This window comes from Streptococcus devriesei DSM 19639 (genome assembly GCF_000423725.1).
GTDB classification, from domain to species: domain Bacteria; phylum Bacillota; class Bacilli; order Lactobacillales; family Streptococcaceae; genus Streptococcus; species Streptococcus devriesei.
Map to the genome: position 1 here is coordinate 35,062 of NZ_AUIN01000002.1, position 21,482 is coordinate 56,543.

Annotated in this window: 19 protein-coding genes; 16 read left to right on the plus strand and 3 right to left on the minus strand. The window is 40.6% G+C overall.

Annotated features, from left to right (window positions below):
* Positions 1 to 33 precede the first annotated feature (33 nt).
* The 7 genes from G573_RS0100540 to G573_RS0100570 all read left to right on the plus strand — a co-directional run bounded on the left by G573_RS0100540 (position 34) and on the right by G573_RS0100570 (position 6,951).
* Positions 34 to 777: a Stp1/IreP family PP2C-type Ser/Thr phosphatase gene (locus G573_RS0100540; protein ID WP_027974898.1), complete on the plus strand. Its 744-nt coding sequence runs from the start codon at positions 34 to 36 to the stop codon at positions 775 to 777.
* Positions 774 to 2,639 (plus strand): Stk1 family PASTA domain-containing Ser/Thr kinase, encoded by a 1,866-nt coding sequence (gene pknB / locus G573_RS0100545; protein ID WP_027974899.1) that lies wholly within the window; start codon positions 774 to 776, stop codon positions 2,637 to 2,639. Before G573_RS0100540 ends, pknB begins: the two co-directional genes overlap by 4 nt.
* Positions 2,640 to 2,790: 151 nt before the next feature.
* Positions 2,791 to 3,486: a cell wall-active antibiotics response protein LiaF gene (gene liaF / locus G573_RS0100550; RefSeq protein ID WP_027974900.1), complete on the plus strand. Its 696-nt coding sequence runs from the start codon at positions 2,791 to 2,793 to the stop codon at positions 3,484 to 3,486.
* Positions 3,483 to 4,487 (plus strand): envelope stress sensor histidine kinase LiaS, encoded by a 1,005-nt coding sequence (liaS, locus tag G573_RS0100555; RefSeq protein ID WP_027974901.1) that lies wholly within the window; start codon positions 3,483 to 3,485, stop codon positions 4,485 to 4,487. Before liaF ends, liaS begins: the two co-directional genes overlap by 4 nt.
* Positions 4,480 to 5,121: a response regulator transcription factor gene (locus G573_RS0100560; RefSeq protein WP_027974902.1), complete on the plus strand. Its 642-nt coding sequence runs from the start codon at positions 4,480 to 4,482 to the stop codon at positions 5,119 to 5,121. Before liaS ends, G573_RS0100560 begins: the two co-directional genes overlap by 8 nt.
* 44 nt (positions 5,122 to 5,165) lie before the next feature.
* The gene (locus tag G573_RS0100565; protein ID WP_027974903.1) at positions 5,166 to 6,578 is read left to right on the plus strand and encodes a bifunctional Cof-type HAD-IIB family hydrolase/peptidylprolyl isomerase; all 1,413 of its coding nucleotides are present in this window, start codon (positions 5,166 to 5,168) and stop codon (positions 6,576 to 6,578) included.
* Entirely contained in the window at positions 6,565 to 6,951 is a 387-nt protein-coding gene (locus G573_RS0100570) for a S1 RNA-binding domain-containing protein (protein ID WP_027974904.1), read from the plus strand. The genes G573_RS0100565 and G573_RS0100570 overlap by 14 nt, the downstream gene beginning before the upstream one ends.
* A 172-nt stretch (positions 6,952 to 7,123) precedes the next feature.
* Here G573_RS0100570 and G573_RS0100575 read toward each other — a convergent pair whose 3' ends face one another.
* Entirely contained in the window at positions 7,124 to 7,900 is a 777-nt protein-coding gene (locus tag G573_RS0100575) for a glycyl-radical enzyme activating protein (protein WP_027974905.1), read from the minus strand.
* 130 nt (positions 7,901 to 8,030) lie between these two features.
* On the opposite strand from G573_RS0100575, the gene G573_RS0100580 reads away from it, so the two are divergent.
* The 4 genes from G573_RS0100580 to G573_RS0100595 all read left to right on the plus strand — a co-directional run bounded on the left by G573_RS0100580 (position 8,031) and on the right by G573_RS0100595 (position 13,454).
* Entirely contained in the window at positions 8,031 to 8,777 is a 747-nt protein-coding gene (locus G573_RS0100580) for a DeoR/GlpR family DNA-binding transcription regulator (RefSeq protein ID WP_027974906.1), read from the plus strand.
* 405 nt (positions 8,778 to 9,182) lie between these two features.
* On the plus strand, positions 9,183 to 11,639 hold the full coding sequence (locus tag G573_RS0100585) for a glycyl radical protein (protein WP_027974907.1): 2,457 nt from the start codon (positions 9,183 to 9,185) through the stop codon (positions 11,637 to 11,639).
* An 18-nt stretch (positions 11,640 to 11,657) separates the two neighbouring features.
* Positions 11,658 to 12,326, plus strand: coding sequence for a fructose-6-phosphate aldolase (locus G573_RS0100590; RefSeq protein WP_027974908.1), 669 nt, complete (start codon positions 11,658 to 11,660; stop codon positions 12,324 to 12,326).
* A gap of 36 nt (positions 12,327 to 12,362) precedes the next feature.
* A complete protein-coding gene (locus G573_RS0100595; RefSeq protein ID WP_027974909.1) occupies positions 12,363 to 13,454 on the plus strand; it encodes a glycerol dehydrogenase in 1,092 nt (363 codons plus the stop codon).
* Between the two features lie 274 nt (positions 13,455 to 13,728).
* Here the strand turns inward: G573_RS0100595 and cysK are convergent, their stop codons facing one another.
* Positions 13,729 to 14,655, minus strand: coding sequence for a cysteine synthase A (cysK, locus tag G573_RS0100600; RefSeq protein ID WP_027974910.1), 927 nt, complete (start codon positions 14,653 to 14,655; stop codon positions 13,729 to 13,731).
* Between the two features lie 97 nt (positions 14,656 to 14,752).
* Complete coding sequence (locus G573_RS0100605; RefSeq protein WP_027974911.1) at positions 14,753 to 15,382, minus strand: YigZ family protein; 630 nt, start codon at positions 15,380 to 15,382, stop codon at positions 14,753 to 14,755.
* A gap of 71 nt (positions 15,383 to 15,453) precedes the next feature.
* On the opposite strand from G573_RS0100605, the gene G573_RS0100610 reads away from it, so the two are divergent.
* From G573_RS0100610 to G573_RS0100630, 5 genes are all read left to right on the plus strand, one after another.
* Positions 15,454 to 16,755, plus strand: coding sequence for an ATP-dependent helicase ComFA (locus G573_RS0100610; RefSeq protein ID WP_027974912.1), 1,302 nt, complete (start codon positions 15,454 to 15,456; stop codon positions 16,753 to 16,755).
* A complete protein-coding gene (locus G573_RS0100615; protein ID WP_027974913.1) occupies positions 16,752 to 17,414 on the plus strand; it encodes a ComF family protein in 663 nt (220 codons plus the stop codon). The genes G573_RS0100610 and G573_RS0100615 overlap by 4 nt, the downstream gene beginning before the upstream one ends.
* Positions 17,415 to 17,498: 84 nt before the next feature.
* Positions 17,499 to 18,047, plus strand: a complete 549-nt coding sequence (gene hpf, locus G573_RS0100620) for a ribosome hibernation-promoting factor, HPF/YfiA family (protein ID WP_027974914.1) — start codon at positions 17,499 to 17,501, stop codon at positions 18,045 to 18,047.
* Positions 18,048 to 18,324: 277 nt separating this feature from the next.
* Complete coding sequence (locus G573_RS0100625) at positions 18,325 to 19,401, plus strand: hypothetical protein (protein WP_027974915.1); 1,077 nt, start codon at positions 18,325 to 18,327, stop codon at positions 19,399 to 19,401.
* A gap of 14 nt (positions 19,402 to 19,415) precedes the next feature.
* The gene (locus G573_RS0100630) at positions 19,416 to 21,113 is read left to right on the plus strand and encodes a zinc ribbon domain-containing protein (RefSeq protein WP_027974916.1); all 1,698 of its coding nucleotides are present in this window, start codon (positions 19,416 to 19,418) and stop codon (positions 21,111 to 21,113) included.
* Positions 21,114 to 21,482: the final 369 nt, after the last annotated feature.

A 21,482-nucleotide genomic window follows, 5' to 3' on the forward strand; every position in this document is an offset into this window, starting at 1 on the left:
AGAAGGAGGCTGACTTTGTCAGACAAGAAAGACATGAAAATTTCCCTTTTTACAGATATTGGGCAAAAACGCTCCAATAATCAAGATTTTATCAATAAATTTGATAATCGTTCTGGGAAAACCCTGATTGTATTAGCAGATGGAATGGGCGGACATCGTGCCGGCAACATTGCTAGTGAAATGACGGTTACTGACTTGGGCCGGGAATGGGTTGATACTGATTTGACTGATTTAGGTCAGATCCGTGACTGGCTGGTCAGCAACATTGAAACTGTTAATCGCCGTATTTATGAATTAGGGCAGACAGAAGATTTCCAAGGCATGGGAACGACAATCGAAGCCTTGGTTGTTGTTGATAACAATGTCCTTTTCGCCCATATCGGCGATTCACGTATCGGCTTGGTTCATGAGGGTGTTTACACTCAATTAACGAGCGACCATTCCTTGGTCAACGAGCTGGTCAAGGCCGGTCAGCTGACTGAAGAAGAAGCAGCCAGCCACCCGCAAAAGAATATCATCACCCAGTCTATCGGTCAGGCTAATCCGGTGGAACCCGATCTTGGGATTCAAACCTTAGAAGCGGGAGACTATCTGCTGGTCAACAGTGACGGTCTGACCAATATGATTTCTAATAAAATCATTGTCAATGCCTTGAGTGATGACAGCAAAAACTTGGATGAAAAAGCCAGATACCTCATTCAATTAGCCAACGATGCAGGCGGTCTTGATAATATCACCGTTGCTTTAGTCCACGCCGAAAGAGAGGGAGATGAATGATTCAGATTGGCAAATTATTTGCTGGTCGTTATCGAATTCTCCAGTCTATCGGACGAGGCGGGATGGCCGATGTTTATTTAGCTAATGATTTGATCCTGGATAATGAGGAAGTAGCCATCAAGGTGCTGCGGACAAATTATCAAACAGATCAGGTCGCCGTGACGCGTTTCCAGCGGGAAGCGCGGGCCATGGCAGAGCTCAACCATCCTAATATTGTTGCCATTCGTGACATTGGAGAAGAAGACGGTCAGCAGTTCCTTGCAATGGAATATGTTGACGGTGCTGACTTGAAAAAATACATTCAAGATCATGCCCCTTTATCAAATGCTGAAGTAATTCGGATTATGAAAGAGGTTCTTTCCGCCATGACTCTTGCCCATCAAAAGGGCATTATTCACCGGGATCTGAAACCTCAAAATGTGCTTTTAACAAAGGACGGTACAGCCAAAGTAACCGACTTTGGGATTGCCGTAGCCTTTGCTGAAACCAGTCTGACACAGACCAATTCAATGCTGGGCAGTGTCCATTACCTGTCTCCTGAGCAGGCACGCGGTTCAAAAGCAACGGTTCAAAGTGATATCTATGCTATGGGTATCATGCTCTTTGAAATGCTGACCGGGCATATTCCTTATGATGGTGACAGTGCTGTGACCATTGCCCTGCAGCATTTTCAAAAACCGCTGCCGTCAATCATTGCGGAAAATAAAAATGTTCCTCAGGCTTTGGAAAATGTGGTCATTAAGGCAACAGCCAAACGTCTGACGAATCGCTATACGTCAACAGAAGAGATGCTGCAGGATTTAAGAACCTGCCTGCAGCCCAGCCGCAGCCGTGAGAAGAAACTAGTCTTCAATGATGCTGCGGATACGAAACCTCTGCCAAAGCTTGAACAGGCTGCAACAGCCGCCTCGGTTTCCCAGTCCTTGAAAAATAAAGCGACAAATCCGGATAAGCCGGCCAGCCAGCCCAAGCCTAAACCTAAACTTCCGGACAAGCCTAAAAAGAAGGGACGCTTTTTATCCCGCTTCTTCAAGCTTTTCTTCGCCTTAGTTTTTATTGGTATTATTATCTTGGCCTACCTTATTTTGACGAAGCCGAGTACTGTTTCTGTACCGGATGTTTCCGGGGATAAGCTGTCAGCTGCTAAGACAGTCATTAGAAATTCAGGCTTAAAGGTCGGTCAAGTTCGTAAGATTGAAGATGACAGCGTATCCGATGGCAAAGTCGTTCGCACGAATCCGAGTGCAGGAACGAAAAAGCGTGAAGGAGCCAAAGTTGACATTTTTGTAGCCAGCTCCAAAGGTTTTAAGATGGAAGACTACACCGGCCAAGATTATCAAGATGTTATTGATAACCTAACCAATAATTACGGCGTTTCCAAAAGCAAGATTGTTCTGAAAGAAGTTTCATCAGATGAGTACAGCGGCGGGACAGTAATCGGTCAGACGCCAAAAGCCGGAAAAACTTATCGTTCCGGCAGCGGCAAGAAGATTACTCTCAAGGTTGTTGAGATGACCATGCCTAATTTTAAAAATACAACCTATGAAGAAGCGGTCAATACTTTAACAGCTATGGGCATTTCGACAAAACGCATAAAGGTTTATGATGCCAGCGATTACTCAACAGAAATTTCGTCACCGGACTCCTCAGCTGTGGTTGTAGGTCAAAGTCCTTATTATGGAGAGGCTGTCAGCCTGTCATCTGATGATGATGTCATTCTCTATGTTTCAGAATCAGGAATCTCCAATCCTCATCCGTCTTCGTCCGAAGAAACAGAAGAAGAGACAACCGTGACAGAGGAAGAGACGACACAACCGACAAGCAGTGAAGAAAGCACAACGCCGCCGACTTCATCAGAGTAAGCAACTTTAATTATTAATTGAATAAAAGGAGAAGGAGCAGCAGATTTTTGGATGAAATCTGCACCTTCTCTTTTTTGATTGCTGATGGCAGATGAAATTTATCTTGAATTTTGATACAATGACAAAGAATTATACGACTTGAAGGTAACCTATGCGAAAATTCCAATTTTTTTTAGTCGTTGAGACCATCCTAATTGCTTTGGCCTTTATGACGATTCTAGCCAGCGATTTATCGAGTTTTATCTTGATTCTGGTGATTACGCTTTTAGCCCTGAGATTTTATCATCTGGGCAGTAAGAATGATTTTCTGCTAACAGCCAGTTTGCTGCTGCTTTTTCTGATTTTCATGCTGAATCCCTATACCATCGCTGCGGTGCTTGTGGGAATCCTCTATGTCATGATTAATCACTTTGCCCAAGTTAAAAAGAAAAATCGCTATGCTTTATTAAAGCTGCAGGAAGAAGGGCTTGATGTCACTAAAAAACCGCATCAATGGATCGGTAACAATGAGTATATTGAGACTGATTCTTATGCCTTTGATGATATTAATGTGATTCGCTTAAGCGGCAGTGATGTGATTAATCTGAGTCAGGTGATTGTGACAGGCCAAAATAATCTTGTCATCATTCGCAAGGTCTACGGGCCAACCAAGATTTTAGTTCCTGTTGATGTTGCTGTCAAATTAGATGTCAGCAGTATTTATGGCAATGTTCGCTTCTTTGATTCGCCCGAGTATGATCTGCGCAATGAAAGCATTAAGCTAATCGATAACAAGAAGGATCTGACCAAGTCGGTCAAGATAATTGTGAATGTCATTGCAGGAGTAGTGGAGGTGGAACGGATATGAGAAAACGAACCATTTTCATGATATTTCTCTATGCTGCGGTTACCGTTGTTTCGATTGTTTTTGTCATCATCAACAGTCTCAATCTTGATTTAGATGATTTACTGAAAGATTGGGTTGTTATGGAGCAGTTCATTTTATCGCTTCTTGCAGCTTTCATTTCGCTGACCTTTCTTTTGCTCTTGGTATGGATGATTGTTGATGATAACAGTAAAAGGCACTTGAATCAAAATTTAAGGCGGATTTTGCTCAACCAGGCCATTAGTCAGGAAGATGACACTGAGCTGGGGAAAAATGTTAATCGCCTATCAAATAAGATGCAGCAGCTGACCAATAATCTTCAAAAAACAGAGAATGCTTATATTGCCAGCAGCCAGGAAATCGTCAAAAAGGAGAGAAAAAGGATTGCCCGTGATCTGCATGATACGGTCAGTCAGGAGCTCTTTGCCTCTTCGATGATTCTGTCGGGCGTTTCGCATAATCTGGAACAATTAGAAAAGAAGCAGCTGCAGCCCCAGCTCTTAGCTGTTGAGGATATGCTGAATAATGCTCAAAATGATCTGCGGATTCTGCTGCTGCACCTGCGTCCTACTGAGCTGGAAGGCAAGACCCTTTCAGAAGGGCTGGCTATGATTATTAAAGAACTGACAGACAAAAGCAATATTGAGGTTGTTTACAAAGAAACGATTGATAAGCTTCCCAAAGCGATTGAAAGTAATTTCTTTCGCATTGCCCAAGAATTTATCAGTAATACGCTGAAACATGCCAAGGCAAGCCGAATGGAAGTCTACCTGTATCAGACACCGTCAGAGGTTCAGCTTAAAATGATTGACAACGGTATTGGTTTTGATACGGATGCTGTTCGCGATCTGAGTTACGGCCTGAAAAATATTGAAGACCGCGTCAATGATTTAGCCGGGACAGTGACCTTCTTAAGTGCCAAGGACAAAGGCGTTGTTATGGATATTCATGTACCGATAATGAAAGGAGATGTTGATGAGTAAAATAAAGGTTATTCTGGTTGATGACCATGAGATGGTAAGGCTGGGTTTGAAGAGCTTTCTTAACCTGCAGGCAGATGTTGAAGTTGTCGGAGAAGCCGGCAACGGTCGCGAAGGGATCGAGCTGGCCTTACAATTAAAGCCTGATGTTGTCGTAATGGATCTGGTCATGCCCGAAATGGACGGCGTTGAAGCAACGCTTGAACTGCTGAAAGAATGGAAAGACGCTAAAATTTTAGTGCTGACCAGTTATCTGGATAATGAAAAAATTTATCCTGTTATCGAAGCTGGGGCTAAAGGCTACATGCTGAAAACATCCAGTGCCGCAGAAATTCTGAATGCCATCAAAAAGGTTGCTAAAGGTGATTTGGCGATTGAGACTGAGGTTGATAAGAAAATCAAAGCCCATCATGATAATCCTGATTTGCATGAGGATCTGACTGCTCGGGAGAGAGATATTTTAGAGCTGCTCGCCAAAGGCTATGACAATCAGACAATAGCTGATGAGCTGTTCATCTCCTTAAAAACTGTAAAGACCCATGTTTCTAATATCCTGTCCAAACTGCAGGTGGACGATCGGACACAGGCAGTAGTCTATGCTTTTCAGCATCATTTGGTACCGCAGGATGACGATTAGTATGTTATAATAATAAACGAAATTAGTTTCACAAGGGGTGAAAGATGGATTCTGAATTAAAACACAAGGCTAAAAAAGTTAAGGCTGTCTTTTTTGATATTGATGACACGCTTCGTATCAAAGACAGCGGTTATATGCCGCCATCAGTCACAAGGGTTTTTGAAAGTCTGAAAAAGCAGGGGATTCTGACAGGTATTGCCTCCGGCAGAGCACCTTACGGTGTTGTTCCTGAAATCCGTGCTTTAGAGCCAGACTTTTTTGTAACCATCAATGGTTCTTATGTGATTGATCATGAAAACAATGAAATTTTTAACGATCCTATTGACAAAAAGATCATTGAAAAGTATGTTGCCTGGTGTCAGGAAACCGGTATTGACTACGGTTTTGCCGGTAAGGATAAGGCCGTTGTTTCAAGGCGCACCGACTTAGTTGACAGGGCACTTTCTCCTGTTTACGGCCTGTGTGATGTTGAACCGGATTTTTATCAAAGGCATGATGTTTATCATATGTGGACATTTGAGGCTGTTGGTGACAGTTTACAGCTTTCAGATGAGCTCAGGCAATATGTCCGTTTGGTTCGCTGGCATGAGAATTCTTCGGATGTCATCAAAAATGGTGTTTCTAAGGCATCAGGACTGGCTCATGTGTTAAAAAAAGTTCATTTGAAACCCGACAATGTCCTTTTCTTTGGTGACGGACTCAATGATTTGGAAATGTTTGATTATGTCGGCATCACAGTTGCTATGGGCAATGGTCATGGCGATTTGAAGGAAAAGGCTGATTTTATTACAAAAAATGTAGAAGAAGATGGCATTTTATATGCCTTGGAGGAATTAGGTTTGACAGAAAAAGAAGTACAGTTTCCGCAGCTGAGTTTGAACAGTCTCAATGTTCCCGCAGCAGTTATCAAGACCAATCACGGTGATTTAACAGTAAAATTATTCCCGGAACAAGCGCCAAAAACGGTTGCGAATTTTATTGGGCTGGCTAAAAAGGGCTATTATGATGGTGTTGTTTTTCACCGGATTATTAAAGATTTTATGATTCAAGGGGGCGATCCGACCGGTACCGGTATGGGCGGCGAGTCTATTTACGGTCAGCGTTTTGAAGATGAATTTTCAGAGGAGCTCTACAACCTTCGCGGTGCTCTGTCAATGGCAAACGCGGGCCCAAACACCAACGGCAGTCAGTTTTTCATTGTTCAGAACCAAAATTTCCCTTACAGTGCTGAAGAATTGGGGCGCGGCGGCTGGCCGCAGGAAATTGCGGCTGCTTATGCTGATAATGGCGGCACACCGCACCTTGACCGCCGCCACACTGTCTTTGGGCAGCTGGCTGATCAGGCTTCTTATGATGTCTTAGATAAGATTGCCAATCTTTCAACAGATGCTTCAGACCGTCCGCTGACAGAAGTTGTCATTGAAGCCATTGAGGTGACTGACGATGAAGATCGGTGATAAGATAAAGGGAGAAATTACCGGTATCAAACCCTATGGTGCCTTCGTTCAGCTGACAGATGGCTCAGTAGGTCTCATTCATATTTCTGAAATTAAAACAGGCTATATTGATAATATTTATCGCACCCTGTCTGTAGGCGAGGAAGTTCTTGTTCAGGTTGTTGATTATGATGAATACAGTCAAAAAGCCAGTCTGTCTTTGCGAACTCTGGAAGAAGAAAAGCATCATTATCAGTACCGGCACCGTTTTTCCAACAGCCGTTTGAATATTGGCTTTAAGCCCTTAGCTGAAAATTTACCTGTCTGGATTGAGGAAAATCTTGAGTATTTAAAACAAGCTCAAGGTGAAGATGATAATCAAAATAAGACATAAATGTAAGCAGTATTAAAAAGATAATACTCTTTGAAAGTCATATTCCCTTGTGTCCTACTTCAGTACTGTCTGCGGCTCGTCGCCTAGTCTGATTTAGTATAAAAAGACAACCTATACCCTTAAGTTTTGAAAAAGTTCCAAACCTAAGGGTACAGGTTTTTTGTTTTGCATTTTAAAAATAACAGTCAATACCGTGTTCCAGGAAAACAGCTTGGTAATCATAAAGATCTTCTGGATGAAGGGCTGCATAGTCAGACATTTCGTATTTGCGGTTTAGAAGTTTATACTTATTTTCTCCAAATTGATGAAAGGGCAGCAGCTGAACTTTGTCCACTTGAATATCATTAAACAGTTTTGCAAAGTGTTGAGCATCATCTAATGAATTATTAAAATCAGGAATGACAGGAATTCTTAAAACAATTGTTTTATTGTGTGTAAAGGCGTAATTGATATTTTGAATAATAAGATTGTTGTTGACACCTGTCACTTTACGATGTTGAATTGTATTATAGTGTTTTAAATCCGTGTAAATAAAATCGACATATTGGATCAAGTCAGTAAATTTTTCGTGTTCAGCAAAAGCTGTTGTTTCAATAGCTGTATGAAGACCTTCTTCCTTAGCACGTTTGAGAATAGCTTTAGCAAATTCAAACTGTGCAAAAATTTCACCGCCAGATAGAGTAAGACCGCCACCGGATTCTTCATAAAAATCAACATCTTTTTTTACTTCAAATATAATGTCGTCCACTGTTTTTTCTTCTCCCATAATCGTTGGAAGCTTTGTTTCAGCATCCAGCATTTGTTCGGGCTGACGTTTTTGAGATTCAGGGTTGGAGCACCAAGGGCATCGCAAAGGACAGCCCTTTAAAAAAACGGTTGTACGAATACCTGGGCCATCATGGATAGAAAAATGCTGAATATTGAAAATGATTCCTTTTTCACTAGTCATGTTTTTGCCTTTCTTTTTTATCTTAATGTCAGTCTATCACAAAAACGAAATTAAATCAATTACGAACGTAATTTTTGATTTGCTTTCATTTTTAATACTTATCTGTTAAAATGAATTCAGAGGTAATTATATGAAACGTTTAGATGATATTATTAATTTAGTTTCTCAGGCTAAAAAAATAGATGTTAATACCCTATCTGAAAAGTTAGGTGTATCAAAAGTAACTGTCCGTAAAGACTTGGATAAATTAGAAAGCAAAGGCTTACTGCATCGTGAGCACGGCTATGCAGTATTGAATAGCGGCGATGATTTAAATGTCAGACTATCTTATCATTATAGGACCAAAAAAGCCATTGCAGAAAAGGCAGTTGAAATGGTTAGTGATAATGAAACGATTATGATTGAATCAGGCTCGACCTGTGCTTTATTAGCGGAAGCTATTTGTCAAAAGAGACGAAATGTTAAAATCATTACCAATTCTTGCTTTATTGCGACTTATATTCGAAAGTATGATTCTTGCCATGTGATTTTGCTTGGTGGCAATTATCAACCTAATTCCGAAGTCACTGTCGGTCCCTTGTTAAAAGAGATGGTCAAGTCATTTCATGTTGAAAAATTATTCGTAGGGACAGATGGCTTTGATGAAGCATTAGGTTTTATGGGAAAAGACATGATGCGGTGTGAAGTTGTTCAATATATGGCTAAATCAGCTGATGAATTAATTGTTTTAACAGATTCAAGTAAGTTTACTAAACGCAGTTTGGTCAATCAATTTGCTTTAAGCCAAGTCTCGCAAGTCATAACAGATTCTGATGTTTCAAAAACCTTACGTGAACATTTAAAGGCTAATCATATTAATCTACAATTGGTGGACTAAAAATAATAATAGTGTAAGACTGCTATGAATAAAGAAAAAAGACGTTTGCTGGCTAAAACATCAATCAATTGGTGACTGACAAGTTACTATTTTAAAAGTTTTAGAGTTAGATCAGGATCTTGATACAGCCAATCTAGGATAAAAATTCAGTTGACATTGTTGGCTAATAAAAAAACTTTTGGTTTAAAATGAAATATAAAAATCTGGCCTTGTCCAGATTTTTTTGCTAAAATGTTTAGATTTGCACAAAAAGCAAAAAAGGGTCAGTGGTTTCATTTACAAAAGCTGATCTTTTTTTAAAAAACGATTGTATTTTACGAAAAATAGTTGCATTTCAGAAAATATACTGTTATTATAGTTACGAAAGAAAGAAAAAAGATTACGAACACAAAAAGGAGAAGAAAAATGACAGTTCAGCTTTTAACTCAAAAATACACTAATGATGTTCAAAAAAATTCTCAAAAACACTTTGGCTATTTAACAGAACGCATGTATAACTACCGTGATAAGGTTCTTGACAAGAAGCCTTACATTGATGCAGAGCGTGCTCTTCTTGCTACTGAAGCATATAGAGAACATCAGGAAAAACCAAATGTTCTTAAGCGTGCTTACATGCTTAAAAATATCTTGGAAAAAATGTCCCTCTATATTGATGACGAGACCTTGATTGTTGGTAACCAAGCTTCCGGTGATAAAGACGCGCCAATCTTCCCTGAATATACTCTTGAATTTGTTTTAAACGAACTGGATCTTTTTGAAAAGCGTGATGGGGATGTTTTCTACATTACAGAAGAAACCAAAAAGCAAATTCGTGAAATTGCTCCTTTCTGGGAAAATAATAACTTGCGTGCTCGAGCAGGTGCCCTACTTCCGGATGAAGTGCAGGTGTATATGGAAACAGGTTTCTTCGGCATGGAAGGTAAGATGAATTCCGGAGATGCTCATTTGGCTGTCAATTATCAAAAACTACTTGAACTAGGGCTCATTGGTTTTGAAAAGCGTACGCGTGAAGCTAAAGCTAATCTTGATTTGACAGATCCAGCCAGCATTGATAAATACCATTTTTATGATTCTATCTTGATTACAATAGAGGCTGTCAAGACTTATGCAGAGCGTTTTGCAGCCTTGGCAAAAGAAATGGCAGAAACAGCTAATGCTAAGCGCCGCAAAGAACTGCTTGACATTGCAGCGATTTGTGAACACGTACCTTACCATCCAGCCAGAACCTTTGCAGAAGCTGTGCAGTCTGTCTGGTTTATTCAATGTATTCTTCAGATTGAATCAAATGGTCACTCTCTTTCCTACGGTCGTTTTGACCAATATATGTATCCATATATGAAGGCAGATATAGAAGCAGGTCGTGAAACTGAAGAGTCAATTGTTGAGCGCCTGACCAATCTTTGGATTAAGACACTGACGATTAATAAAGTGCGCAGCCAAGCTCACACCTTCTCATCTGCTGGATCACCGCTTTATCAAAATGTCACTATCGGTGGTCAAACACGTGATAAAAAAGATGCTGTTAACCCTTTGTCTTTCTTTGTTTTGAGATCAGTCGCTCAAACACATTTGCCGCAGCCTAACCTGACGGTTCGTTACCATGCTGGACTTGATCCAGATTTCATGAATGAAGCTATTGAAGTGATGAAACTAGGCTTTGGTATGCCAGCCTTTAACAATGATGAAATCATCATTCCGTCTTTTATCAACAAGGGTGTAACAGAAGAAGATGCTTATGATTATTCAGCAATCGGCTGTGTGGAAACGGCAGTTCCTGGTAAATGGGGCTATCGCTGTACCGGCATGAGTTATATGAACTTCCCTAAAGTATTGCTTATTACTATGAATAATGGTATTGATCCAGCTTCTGGCAAACGCTTTGCCCCAGAATTTGGTCACTTTGTCAACATGAAGTCCTATGAAGAACTCAAGACTGCTTGGGATAAGACCCTTCGTTATTTGACGCGGATGAGTGTCATTGTAGAAAATAGCATTGACCTAAGTCTTGAACGTGAGGTTCCAGATATTCTTTGTTCAGCTTTGACTGATGACTGTATCGGTCGTGGTAAGCATTTGAAAGAAGGCGGTGCAGTCTATGACTACATTTCCGGACTTCAAGTTGGGATCGCTAATCTTTCTGACTCTCTGGCTGCTGTTAAGAAATTGGTCTTTGAAGAAAAACGTTTAACAACGGCTGAGCTTTGGGAAGCTCTTCAATCAGATTATGCTGGTGAGCGCGGTGAAGAAATCCGTCAAATGCTTATTAATGAAGCTCCTAAATATGGTAATGACAATGATTACGCAGACCAATTGGTATGTGATTGCTATGATGTTTATGTTGATGAAATTGCTAAATACCCTAATACGCGTTACGGCCGTGGCCCAATCGGTGGTATCCGCTATTCAGGAACATCTTCTATCTCAGCCAATGTTGGACAGGGTCGCGGGACTTTAGCTACTCCGGATGGCCGTCATGCCGGCACACCGCTTGCTGAAGGCTGCTCGCCATCTCACAATATGGATAAGAATGGTCCTACATCTGTGCTTAAATCCGTTTCTAAATTACCAACGGATGAAATTGTTGGCGGAGTTCTTCTCAATCAGAAGGTAAATCCGCAAACCCTAGCAAAAGAAGAGGATAAACAAAAACTTATTGCCTTACTTCGGACCTTCTTCAACCGTCTTCACGGTTATCATATTCAGTATAATGTAGTTTCCCGCGAGACTTTGATTGACGCTCAGAAACATCCTGAAAAACATCGCGATTTGATTGTTCGTGTTGCAGGTTATTCAGCCTTCTTCAATGTTCTTTCTAAAGCAACTCAAGATGATATTATTGCACGGACAGAACACGCATTTTAAGAAAAAGAGGAAAAGAAAATGGAATTTATGCTTGACACACTCAACTTAGAGGAGATTAAAAAATGGGCTGTCATCTTGCCATTAGCCGGTGTGACATCCAACCCATCTATCGCTAAAAAAGAAGGGGAGATTGACTTTTTCGAACAGATGAAAAAGGTTCGTGGTATTGTTGGCGAAGAACCAAGTCTTCATGCTCAAGTTGTTGCAGAAGATGTGGAAGGTATCATCAAAGATGCTCATAAACTTCGAGATACACTTGGAGGCAATCTCTATATTAAAATACCTGTTTCTCCAGAAGGTCTGACAGCTATTAAGCAGCTTAAAAAAGAAGGGTTTCAAATTACAGCAACGGCTATTTATACTGTTTTTCAAGGGCTTTTGGCCATTGAAGCTGGAGCAGATTATTTAGCACCTTATTACAATCGTATGGAAAATCTTAATACAGATCCAGTTGAGGTAATCAGCCAGCTTGCTTTGGCTATTGAGCGTAAACAAGCCACTACAAAAATTTTAGCCGCAAGCTTTAAAAATGTTTCTCAAATGACCAAAGCTCTAGCTGCCGGTGCTCAAGCTGTCACCGCTGGAGCAGATATCTTTGCTGCTGGTTTTGCCAATCCGTCTATCCAAAAGGCTGTTGATGATTTTGCTGCCGATTGGGAAAGTACCCAAGGACGTTCAACTATATAGTATTTAAAAATTTTTGAGATGAAAGGAGATCCTACGATGAGAATTTTTGCCAGTCCCTCTCGCTATATTCAGGGAGAAAATGCCTTATTTAATAATCCAAAGGCCATTATCAATTTAGGAAGTCGCCCAATTCTACTTTCTGACGAGACTGTTTATCAGATTATTGGACAGCAGTTTGAAACCTATCTTAATCAAGAAGGCCTGCTTGTAAAATATGTTCCTTTTAATGGAGAAGCTTCGACAAAAGAAATTGACCGAGTTGTCTCAATTGCAGAAGAAAACAAGAATGATTTGATTATCGGCCTTGGCGGAGGCAAGACGATTGACAGTGCAAAGGCAATTGCAGATATCCTAGAAATACCTGTTGTCATTGCTCCGACCGTAGCTTCCACAGATGCTCCAACTTCAGCTTTATCAGTTATTTACACAGAAGAAGGAGCGTTTGAAAAATATATCTTTTATTCAAAAAATCCTGATTTAGTTTTGGTGGATACGGCTGTTATCAGTAAGGCACCCGTACGGTTGTTAGCTTCAGGAATTGCTGATGGCTTGGCAACCTGGGTAGAGGCAAGAGCCGTGCTCCAAAAAAATGGCCAGACCATGGCTGGTGCCGGGCAAAGTTTAGCCAGTCTTGCAATTGCTAGATCTTGTGAAGAAACTTTATTCGCTGATGGTTTGCAGGCCTTATCAGCTTGTAAAGCCAAAGTAGTGACTAAGGCTCTTGAGAATGTCATTGAAGCCAATACTTTATTAAGTGGTCTAGGATTTGAAAGCGGAGGCTTGGCTGCTGCTCATGCCATTCATAATGGATTTACAGCCCTAGAAGGAGATATTCATCATCTAACACATGGTGAAAAAGTTGCTTATGGAACATTGACACAGCTTTTCCTTGAAAACCGTCCAAAAGAAGAAATTGACAAATATATTCATTTCTATAGAGCTATTGGAATGCCAACCACTTTAGCAGAGATACACTTAGAAAATGTTGATTATTCTGAACTTCTAAAGGTCGGTAAACAGGCTACAATTGAAGGTGAGACAATCCATCAAATGCCGTTTGAAATTAGTGCCGGTGATGTTGCCCATGCACTTTTAGCAGTCGACCAGTACAGCAAGTCGCTGGAATAAAAAGCAGTAAAAGTTAGTGAAGTATTCCTAATGAATAAGGAATGAAAATCAAAAAATATTAAAAGGACAGTCTGATTTTTTGAATACTAAAGAATCAGACTGTTTTGTGTTTGAAAGGATAGTTCAGAAGGCTGAGACAAGACCAAAAAACCTCTTATCACATTTTAGCAAATTTTTATTTTTGCCAAGGTGCGCTAAGAGGAGTCAATTAATTATATTTTTTAAATCAAACTTTTGTTCAGCTTTGAGAGCTGCTAGAAGATAGAACTATATTTTAGTCAAATTCATACAAGGCTGTTGAAAGATAGCGTTCGCCGTTATCCGGTGCAATAGCCAAAACTTTTTTGTCTTTGCCCAGTTTTTTAGCTACTTCGATAGCAGCCCAAACGGCAGCTGAGGCAGAAATACCCAGAAGGAAGCCTTCTTTACCGCCAAAATTACGGCCGGTTGCCAAAGCATCGTCAGATTTAACACGGATAACTTCATCATAAGATTGAGTATCAAGCGCTACCGGAATGAACCCGGTTGAGATGCCTTGAATCTTGTGAGGACCTGGTTTATCGCCGGAAAGAACGGCAGATTCATCGGCTTCAAGACCGTAGATCTTAATATCAGGATTATCCTTTTTGAGAACTTGTGAAACGCCGGTGATTGTACCGCCGGTACCAATACCGGCTACGAAAGCGTCAAGTCCGTGTGAACCAAAAGCATCTAGGATTTCTGGTCCTGTTGTCAGTTCATGCGTCTTTGGATTAGCCGGATTGTCAAATTGGAGAGGCACCCAGCCGCCAACTTCCTTAGCAATTTCGTGAGCTTTTTCAATAGCCCCCTTAGTTCCGGCACTGCCTGGTGTTAAGACAAGTTCGGCGCCGTAGGCTTGGATAATTTTACGGCGTTCAACGCTCATGGTCTCAGGCATAGTGATGATCACCTTATAGCCCTTTGCCGCACCAACCCAGGAAAGTCCGATACCTGTATTGCCGCTGGTTGGTTCAACAATAGTGTCTCCAGGTTTTATGATACCGCGTTTTTCAGCATCTTCAATCATGTTTAAAGCGATACGGTCTTTAACTGATGAACCGGGATTGAAAGCTTCAAGTTTAAGATAGACATCTGCTGCATTATCAGGAACAACCTTGTTTAGTTTAACAATAGGTGTGTTTCCGATCAATTCGGTGATGTTATCGTAAATTTTTGTCATAATACTATACCTCGCAAAATTGATTTGTTTCCAGTATAGGCTGAAAAAGAGGCTTTGTAAAATATAAATTATTTATCACCGTGATAAATAAATCATATCACATGGCAGGAATTTCAACGACCTGACTGCCGGAGATACGGCTGGTAACTTTTCCCTGGTAAAAATCATTTAGACTGCCTTGAATCCTGTCAATATCCTTTTCGTCTACATAAATAGTTGTCGTAACATGGACTGAAAAATCGGTATCATACTCTTGCAGTCCATGTGCACTTAAGAAATTGGCAAAATTTTGATACTGGGGATAGCTTAATTCCAGCTTAAGCCCCGTCTGTTCCTTAACTTCGACCATCCCGAGTGCTTTGATTGTACTTGCCACACTTCCCGAGTAAGCACGAATAAGACCGCCGGCTCCTAATTTGATGCCGCCGAAATAGCGAGTAACAACGACCGCAAGATTGGTCAGATGATTTTTTTCAAGGACACTTAGCATCGGAACTCCTGCGGTGCCGCTGGGTTCCCCATCATCGCTGGAGCGCTTGATATCACTGCTTTCCCCGATAATCATGGCAGAGCAGGAATGAGTAGCTTTATAGTGCTCTTTTTTTATTTGGGCAATAAAATCGCGTCCTTCTTCTTCTGAGTAAATTCTTTTGGCCTGACAGATAAAGCGGGATTTTTTAATAACTTCTTCTGTGCAGCCGTTTTTAGCAATTGTCCGATAGTTCATAGACAAAGTGTACCCGTTTTTTTGAAAAGGTGCAAGCTGATTTTTACTACTTTTTGCGAATAGTAAAACAGATGGACAACTTAAAAAATTATTATGGCCGCCTATGGACTGAAAGTCAGCTGGATGATGATCTCAAAAAACATGCCCAAACTTTGCCGGCCATGACAGAGAAATTTCCCTATTTTATTTGCAATCGCTGCGGCAGCAAAAACAGCAGAGACAACAGTCTGCCTGATGGTTCGGTTTACTGCAGAAGCTGTCTGGTATTTGGCCGCATCAGCAGCCGAGAAAAACTGTTTTATTTTGAACAGCAGACCTTTCCGGAAATTGAGGCGCTGAGATGGCAGGGTCAGCTGACGCCTTTCCAGCAGAGCGTTTCAGATAGTTTGAGAAAGGCTGTCAAAAATAAAGAAAATATCCTTGTTCATGCGGTGACCGGGGCTGGAAAGACCGAAATGATTTATGGGACACTGGATGATACCCTTAGGCAGGGCAAAGCAGCGGCGCTGGTCAGTCCTCGGGTTGATGTTTGCTTGGAGCTGTATAAACGCTTAAGCCGTGATTTTTCCTGTTCTATCAGCCTGCTGCATGGAGAATCAGAAACCTATGAGCGCAGTCCTCTGGTCATTGCAACGACACATCAGCTTTTAAGATTTTATCAGGCTTTTGACCTTTTAATTGTCGATGAGGTTGATGCCTTCCCTTTTGTTGATAACAAAATGCTGCACTATGCTCTGGATCATTGTCTTAAATCTGACGGGACCAGAGTATATTTAACAGCCACGTCAACAGAGCAGCTGGACAGGCAAATTAAGCAGGGTCAGCTGAAAAAACTGCACTTGGCCAGACGTTTTCACGCCAAACCTTTGGTTGTACCTCAAACTGTTTGGCTGAATTTTTCTCTTGAAAAGGCAGATAAGCAAAAGCTGCCTGCCCGCTTTTTAAGGTATGTTCGAAAGCAGCGGCAAAGCCGGTTTCCCTTGCTCATTTTCTTTCCTCACATTGAATTGGGGTTACGTTTTACAGAGTCTCTGAAAAAATATTTTCCGGACGAATCCATTGATTTTATTTCCAGCCTAAGCCCGGACCGTCTGGAAAAAGTTGAACAGTTTAGGAACGGTCAGATTCAAATGTTAGTATCAACAACTATTTTAGAAAGAGGGGTCACCTTTCCCGGCGTTGACGTTTTTGTCATGGTAGCCAATCATCGTTTATTTACCAAGACAGCCTTGATACAAATTGCCGGCCGTGTCGGACGCTCACAAAACCGACCGACAGGAACACTGATTTTCTTTCATAATGGCCTTAATAAAGCGATTAAAAAGGCTGTTTTTGAAATTAAAGAAATGAATCGAAAGGGAGGATTTAAATGATTTGTCTTATATGCCATTTACCCTTTGAAAGCAATCTGAACTTTTCTTCTGTTTTTTTCCTGAGTGCTGTAGAGGATGCGGTTTGCAGCAGCTGTTTTTCTAAATTTCAGCCTATTTCAAACAGTCATTGTCCCGCCTGCTGTAAAAATAATGTCAATACTTATTGTCAGGACTGCCTTTATTGGCAAAACAAGGGACAAAAGGTCAATCACAGAGCCCTCTTTTGTTATAATCAAGCCATGAAAGATTATTTTAGCACTTATAAGTTTCAGGGAGATTATCTTTTGAGGAAGGTTTTTGCAAAGACTGTCAGGAAAGTGTTAAAAAACAGCCGCGGTTATACGTTGGTTCCTATTCCGCTCAGCCGCTCGAGCCTAAACAGCCGCGGATTCAATCAAGTACAGGCTTTTTTAGATGAAGCTAAATTGCCTTACAGCCAATTATTAGGAAAAAATGACAGTATTAAACAATCCAGCAAAACACGGCAGGAGAGGCTGTCCAGTCAGCAATTTTTTTATTTAAGAAAAACTAAAGAATTGCCTGATAAGGTTATATTAGTTGACGATATCTATACTACGGGTGCCACTATCCAGTTAGCCAGTCAGCTATTGCTTGAAAACGGCGTGAAAACAGTGAAGTCCTTTTCTTTGGCAAGATGATAAAAAAACTTGCAAATTTTCATGAAAGCGATATAATAATAATGAAGAAAGCGCTTATCTAAAGCGTAAGAAAAGAGGTAGCTTATGATTAAATGTAGTATTCGTGGGGAGAACATTGAAGTAACAGATGCGATCCGTAACTATGTTGAGTCTAAACTCAAAAAAATCGAAAAGTATTTTAATGCTGATCAGGAATTAAATGCGCGTGTCAATCTAAAAGTATATCGCGAAAAAACGGCTAAGGTTGAGGTTACTATTCCTCTCGATTCAGTCACCCTTCGCGCTGAAGATATTTCTCAAGATATGTATGGTTCGGCCGATTTAGTCGTTGATAAGATTGAACGTCAAATTCGCAAAAACAAAACAAAAATTGCCAAAAAACATCGTGAAAAGAAACCGGCATCCCATGTTTTTACAACTGAGTTTGAAGCAGAAGAAATTGAAGAAACGCCGGCAGTCAAGGTTGTAAGAACGAAAAATATTACATTGAAACCAATGGATATTGAGGAAGCCCGCCTGCAAATGGAGCTTTTGGGGCATGACTTCTTCATTTATACAGATGCTAATGACAATACAACTAACGTACTTTATCGCCGTGAAGACGGAAATCTAGGAGTTATTGAAGCAAAATAATATATGATAGTCATAACAAGGCTGGGACAAAAGTGTTCCAGCCTTTTCGCTTGAATGAATTGACTGCAAGGAAGCTTTATAGTTTGCCGTCTGCAGAATAAAGAAATGAACTTTAAACAGCCGATCATTTAATGATCTGGACGAGGGTAGACTGAGAAGTCTGTTTTCTTGGAAATGATGATAGAATCTCTCTTAGAGCTTGCTGTTATCACCTTGTCAGATTAAAAAGCTCATGCTATAATTTTTTATTATGTAACATAATTGTAAGGAGATTGATATGAATAAAGAAGATTGGCTGGATTACTTTGAGGCTGTTAACGGACGCGACCCGTCTGCCAAAGAGATTGCAGAAGCTCTGGCTGCAGGAGAATTTCAAAATGATGCCGTTGCTGAAGGCTCAAAAGAGAAAAACGAGCTGACTCCAGAGCCAGTGGCAGCAGTATCAGAAGAGGCCGAAACCAAAGTAAATCAGGAAGAGGCGTCTGTTGCCAAGCAGGCTGATAATCAGGGGGCACCCCATCAACAGGCTGAACAGTTGAAGGAAAAAGGGAAAGGTTATTTTGCTTGGTTTCTGGAAGGCTTAAAAAGGCCAGCAGCCCAGTCTGCAAATAGTCAGTTTGCTTATGGGGCGGTGACCTTAATTCTTGCAGCGCTTTTTCTAGCTGCCGGTCTAGTCAATTATGTTCATCGAATTTTTACCTCGATTATCAATATGACCATTGGCGGTGAAAGTCTTAAAATGAATGAACCGGAAGCTTTTTCTGTCGTTGAAGATGCTGTCCGTACCAATTTTGGTTTTAGTAAAGTAATTGTCATAACAGTTATTATTTTCATTGCTTATGCTCTTGTAGCTGCTGTACCGGCTTTGCTTGACAAATTTTCTGCTAAATCTCAAGAAAAAGTGACCTTTTTATTGGGGAAATATGTTGCTTATACACCGCTTTTAGCAGCTGTTAATCTGCTCATCTTTTTACTGAGTTTCTTAACGTCAGCTAAATTAATTGTTTCAAGCGATTATTCCTATCAAATCGCATCATCTTTTGGGTCTATCGGCTCCAATCCTTTTGAAGGGCTGTCGTCTGTTTCGCATTTGATTAAAGAAGTGCCGGCTATCCGCTCTATTCAAACAGTATTTATATATTTAACTCTTTTAAGTGTTGTTAGCTTAGCCATTCTAATAGTAGCCTTTTTAGCAAATATCAAGGTATCATTGGGAAGCTTAAATAATTTTTATGTGCGTCTGATTGCGTTTCTTGTGTTTATTCTAATTATTTTCTTCATGGATAAATCAATTGCAGCAAACCTTTTGGGCGGATTAGATGGCATAAAAGATTCATTGACAAAGTTATATTAAAATAGGATGGTACTATGGCAAGCAAAGAAAAATGGGTAGAATTATTTGAAAAGGTTATCGGCCGTAAGCCGACGCCGCAAGAATTTTTAGAAGGTAAAAAAGCTGATTTTGACTTAAAAGAAATTAAGAAAATAGCAAATGTTTCTGCAGACTTGACAGAACCCTTGTCAGCAGATTCTCAAGGCAGTCCTGCAAAGACTTTAAATGCGGCCGGCCAAGCTTCTGCGGAGCTTGCAGCTCAAATGACAGAAGAATCCCAAGCTTCAAAGTCACCTGCTGCTGGCAGTGAAAAGTCCCCCAAGCAATTGTGGGTGGAAGCTTTTGAAAAGCAGATTGGCCGTAAGCCGACTCCTGACGAATTTCTCCTTGCCAAAAATCAGCAGTTTGATCTGGCTAAGATTAAGCAATCAACAGAAAATAAACCTGCCGGCAGTCCGGCAGAACCGGCTGAAAAATCTTGGTCAAAAGGGAAGAAAATCTTAGCTGCGCTGGCAGTCATTCTTTTACTTGCGCTTGGAGCAGGTTATATCTACGGCAATCAGTATTTTTCTCGCGAGGCAGTTGCAGAAAGGTATTTGAAAACTGCCAATCATAATTTTACCAAAGCTTTAGCTTTTGAAGTGTGGAGTGATACAGAAAAGCCAATAAAACAATCAGAATTAATTTATAGAAATTCCGAAGAAAACAGGACACTGCAGATGGATGACCTTATGTCTGACTATCGGCAAATGAAAAATGTAGGCAGAAAGTTTTTGATTTTCCCTGATTGGCGAGTTGCCGTCAAACCCGTTTCAGCTACGGTATCTGTCAACACAAAAGGCTTGGAGTTATTTGTTAATCATAAGAGACTTGCTAAAACGGACAGCGATTCTTACACGAAGACTATTTCACGGCTTTATCCGGGAACCTATCATTTTGCTGCTAAGGGGACACTATCTGGTCAGAAACTTGAAGTCTCATCCGAAGAAACCATTACCAATAACATAAAAGTTAATTTAAATGTTAAATATCTCAGTTTTCAGGTTAACAGCAATCTTACTGATGGAGATCTGTACGTAGGCAGTCGAAAAATCGGAAAGCTACACGATGGCAAATACAAGGTTTCAAAATTAGCTGTCACAGATGCTTCCAAGATCTATGTTCAGAAATCATTCTCTGGGAAATCTCCTCTAAAATCAGAGACACAATCAATAGAAGATATCTATGATGGTGATACTATTACTCTGGATGCCAAAGGTGTTCTTGACCGTGATACTGCGGATTCACTCATTACAGAAGCTTACCGCAAAATGAGCTCATACGCTTCTTCACAAACTACACCGGATGATTTGGATGATATTTTTACCGGCGGAAACAATAATAAATTCTATCAAGATGTAAAAAACACGATAGATACCAATACCACCGGTGCGAAAAATCGAAGTGCTGACTCCATCACATTTAGTGATGTTGATGTCACCAAGGTAACCCAAACCGGACCAACAACTTTTTCAGTTGAATTTACAGTTGTCTATGATTTTTACTATGGCTATGACTCAGAGCACAAATCATCTGGGGACATCATTCAAAAATTATCATGGTCAGCTCTTGTTGAATATGCTGGCGATGATAAAAATAGGGACAGCTATCCTTATAGTACTTATGATGATTACCGCATTACTTCCGGTAACAGTAAATCAAGTGTTTTAAGCACTAAAAACACAGTCGACTAAAAAGAACAAAATCTTACTAGTATTTTGGGAAGCGGTCGGATAGGATTGTTTCAGCAGTAGATAATTGACACACTGAGATGAACTTTATTCATCTCAGTGTTTGATGTCTGACAGTTTCCTAAGCCAGTTATGTTTAGAGTAACAGCTGTTTCATGTATTCTGTTAGATACTGAGCGGCCTCCGCACGCTAACCGCCAGCCTTTTAGCCTGCAGTCTATCGGGCTTGACGGCGCGCGGTTATGGGGAAGAAGGGTATTTACAACAATAACGGCCAAAAAAAGTTGAAAAAAGGAGTTGACAAAGGGGGGAAGAGCTGATAGAATATAGTAGTTGCCTCGCAAGAGGTGAAGCCCTTTGAAAACTGAACAA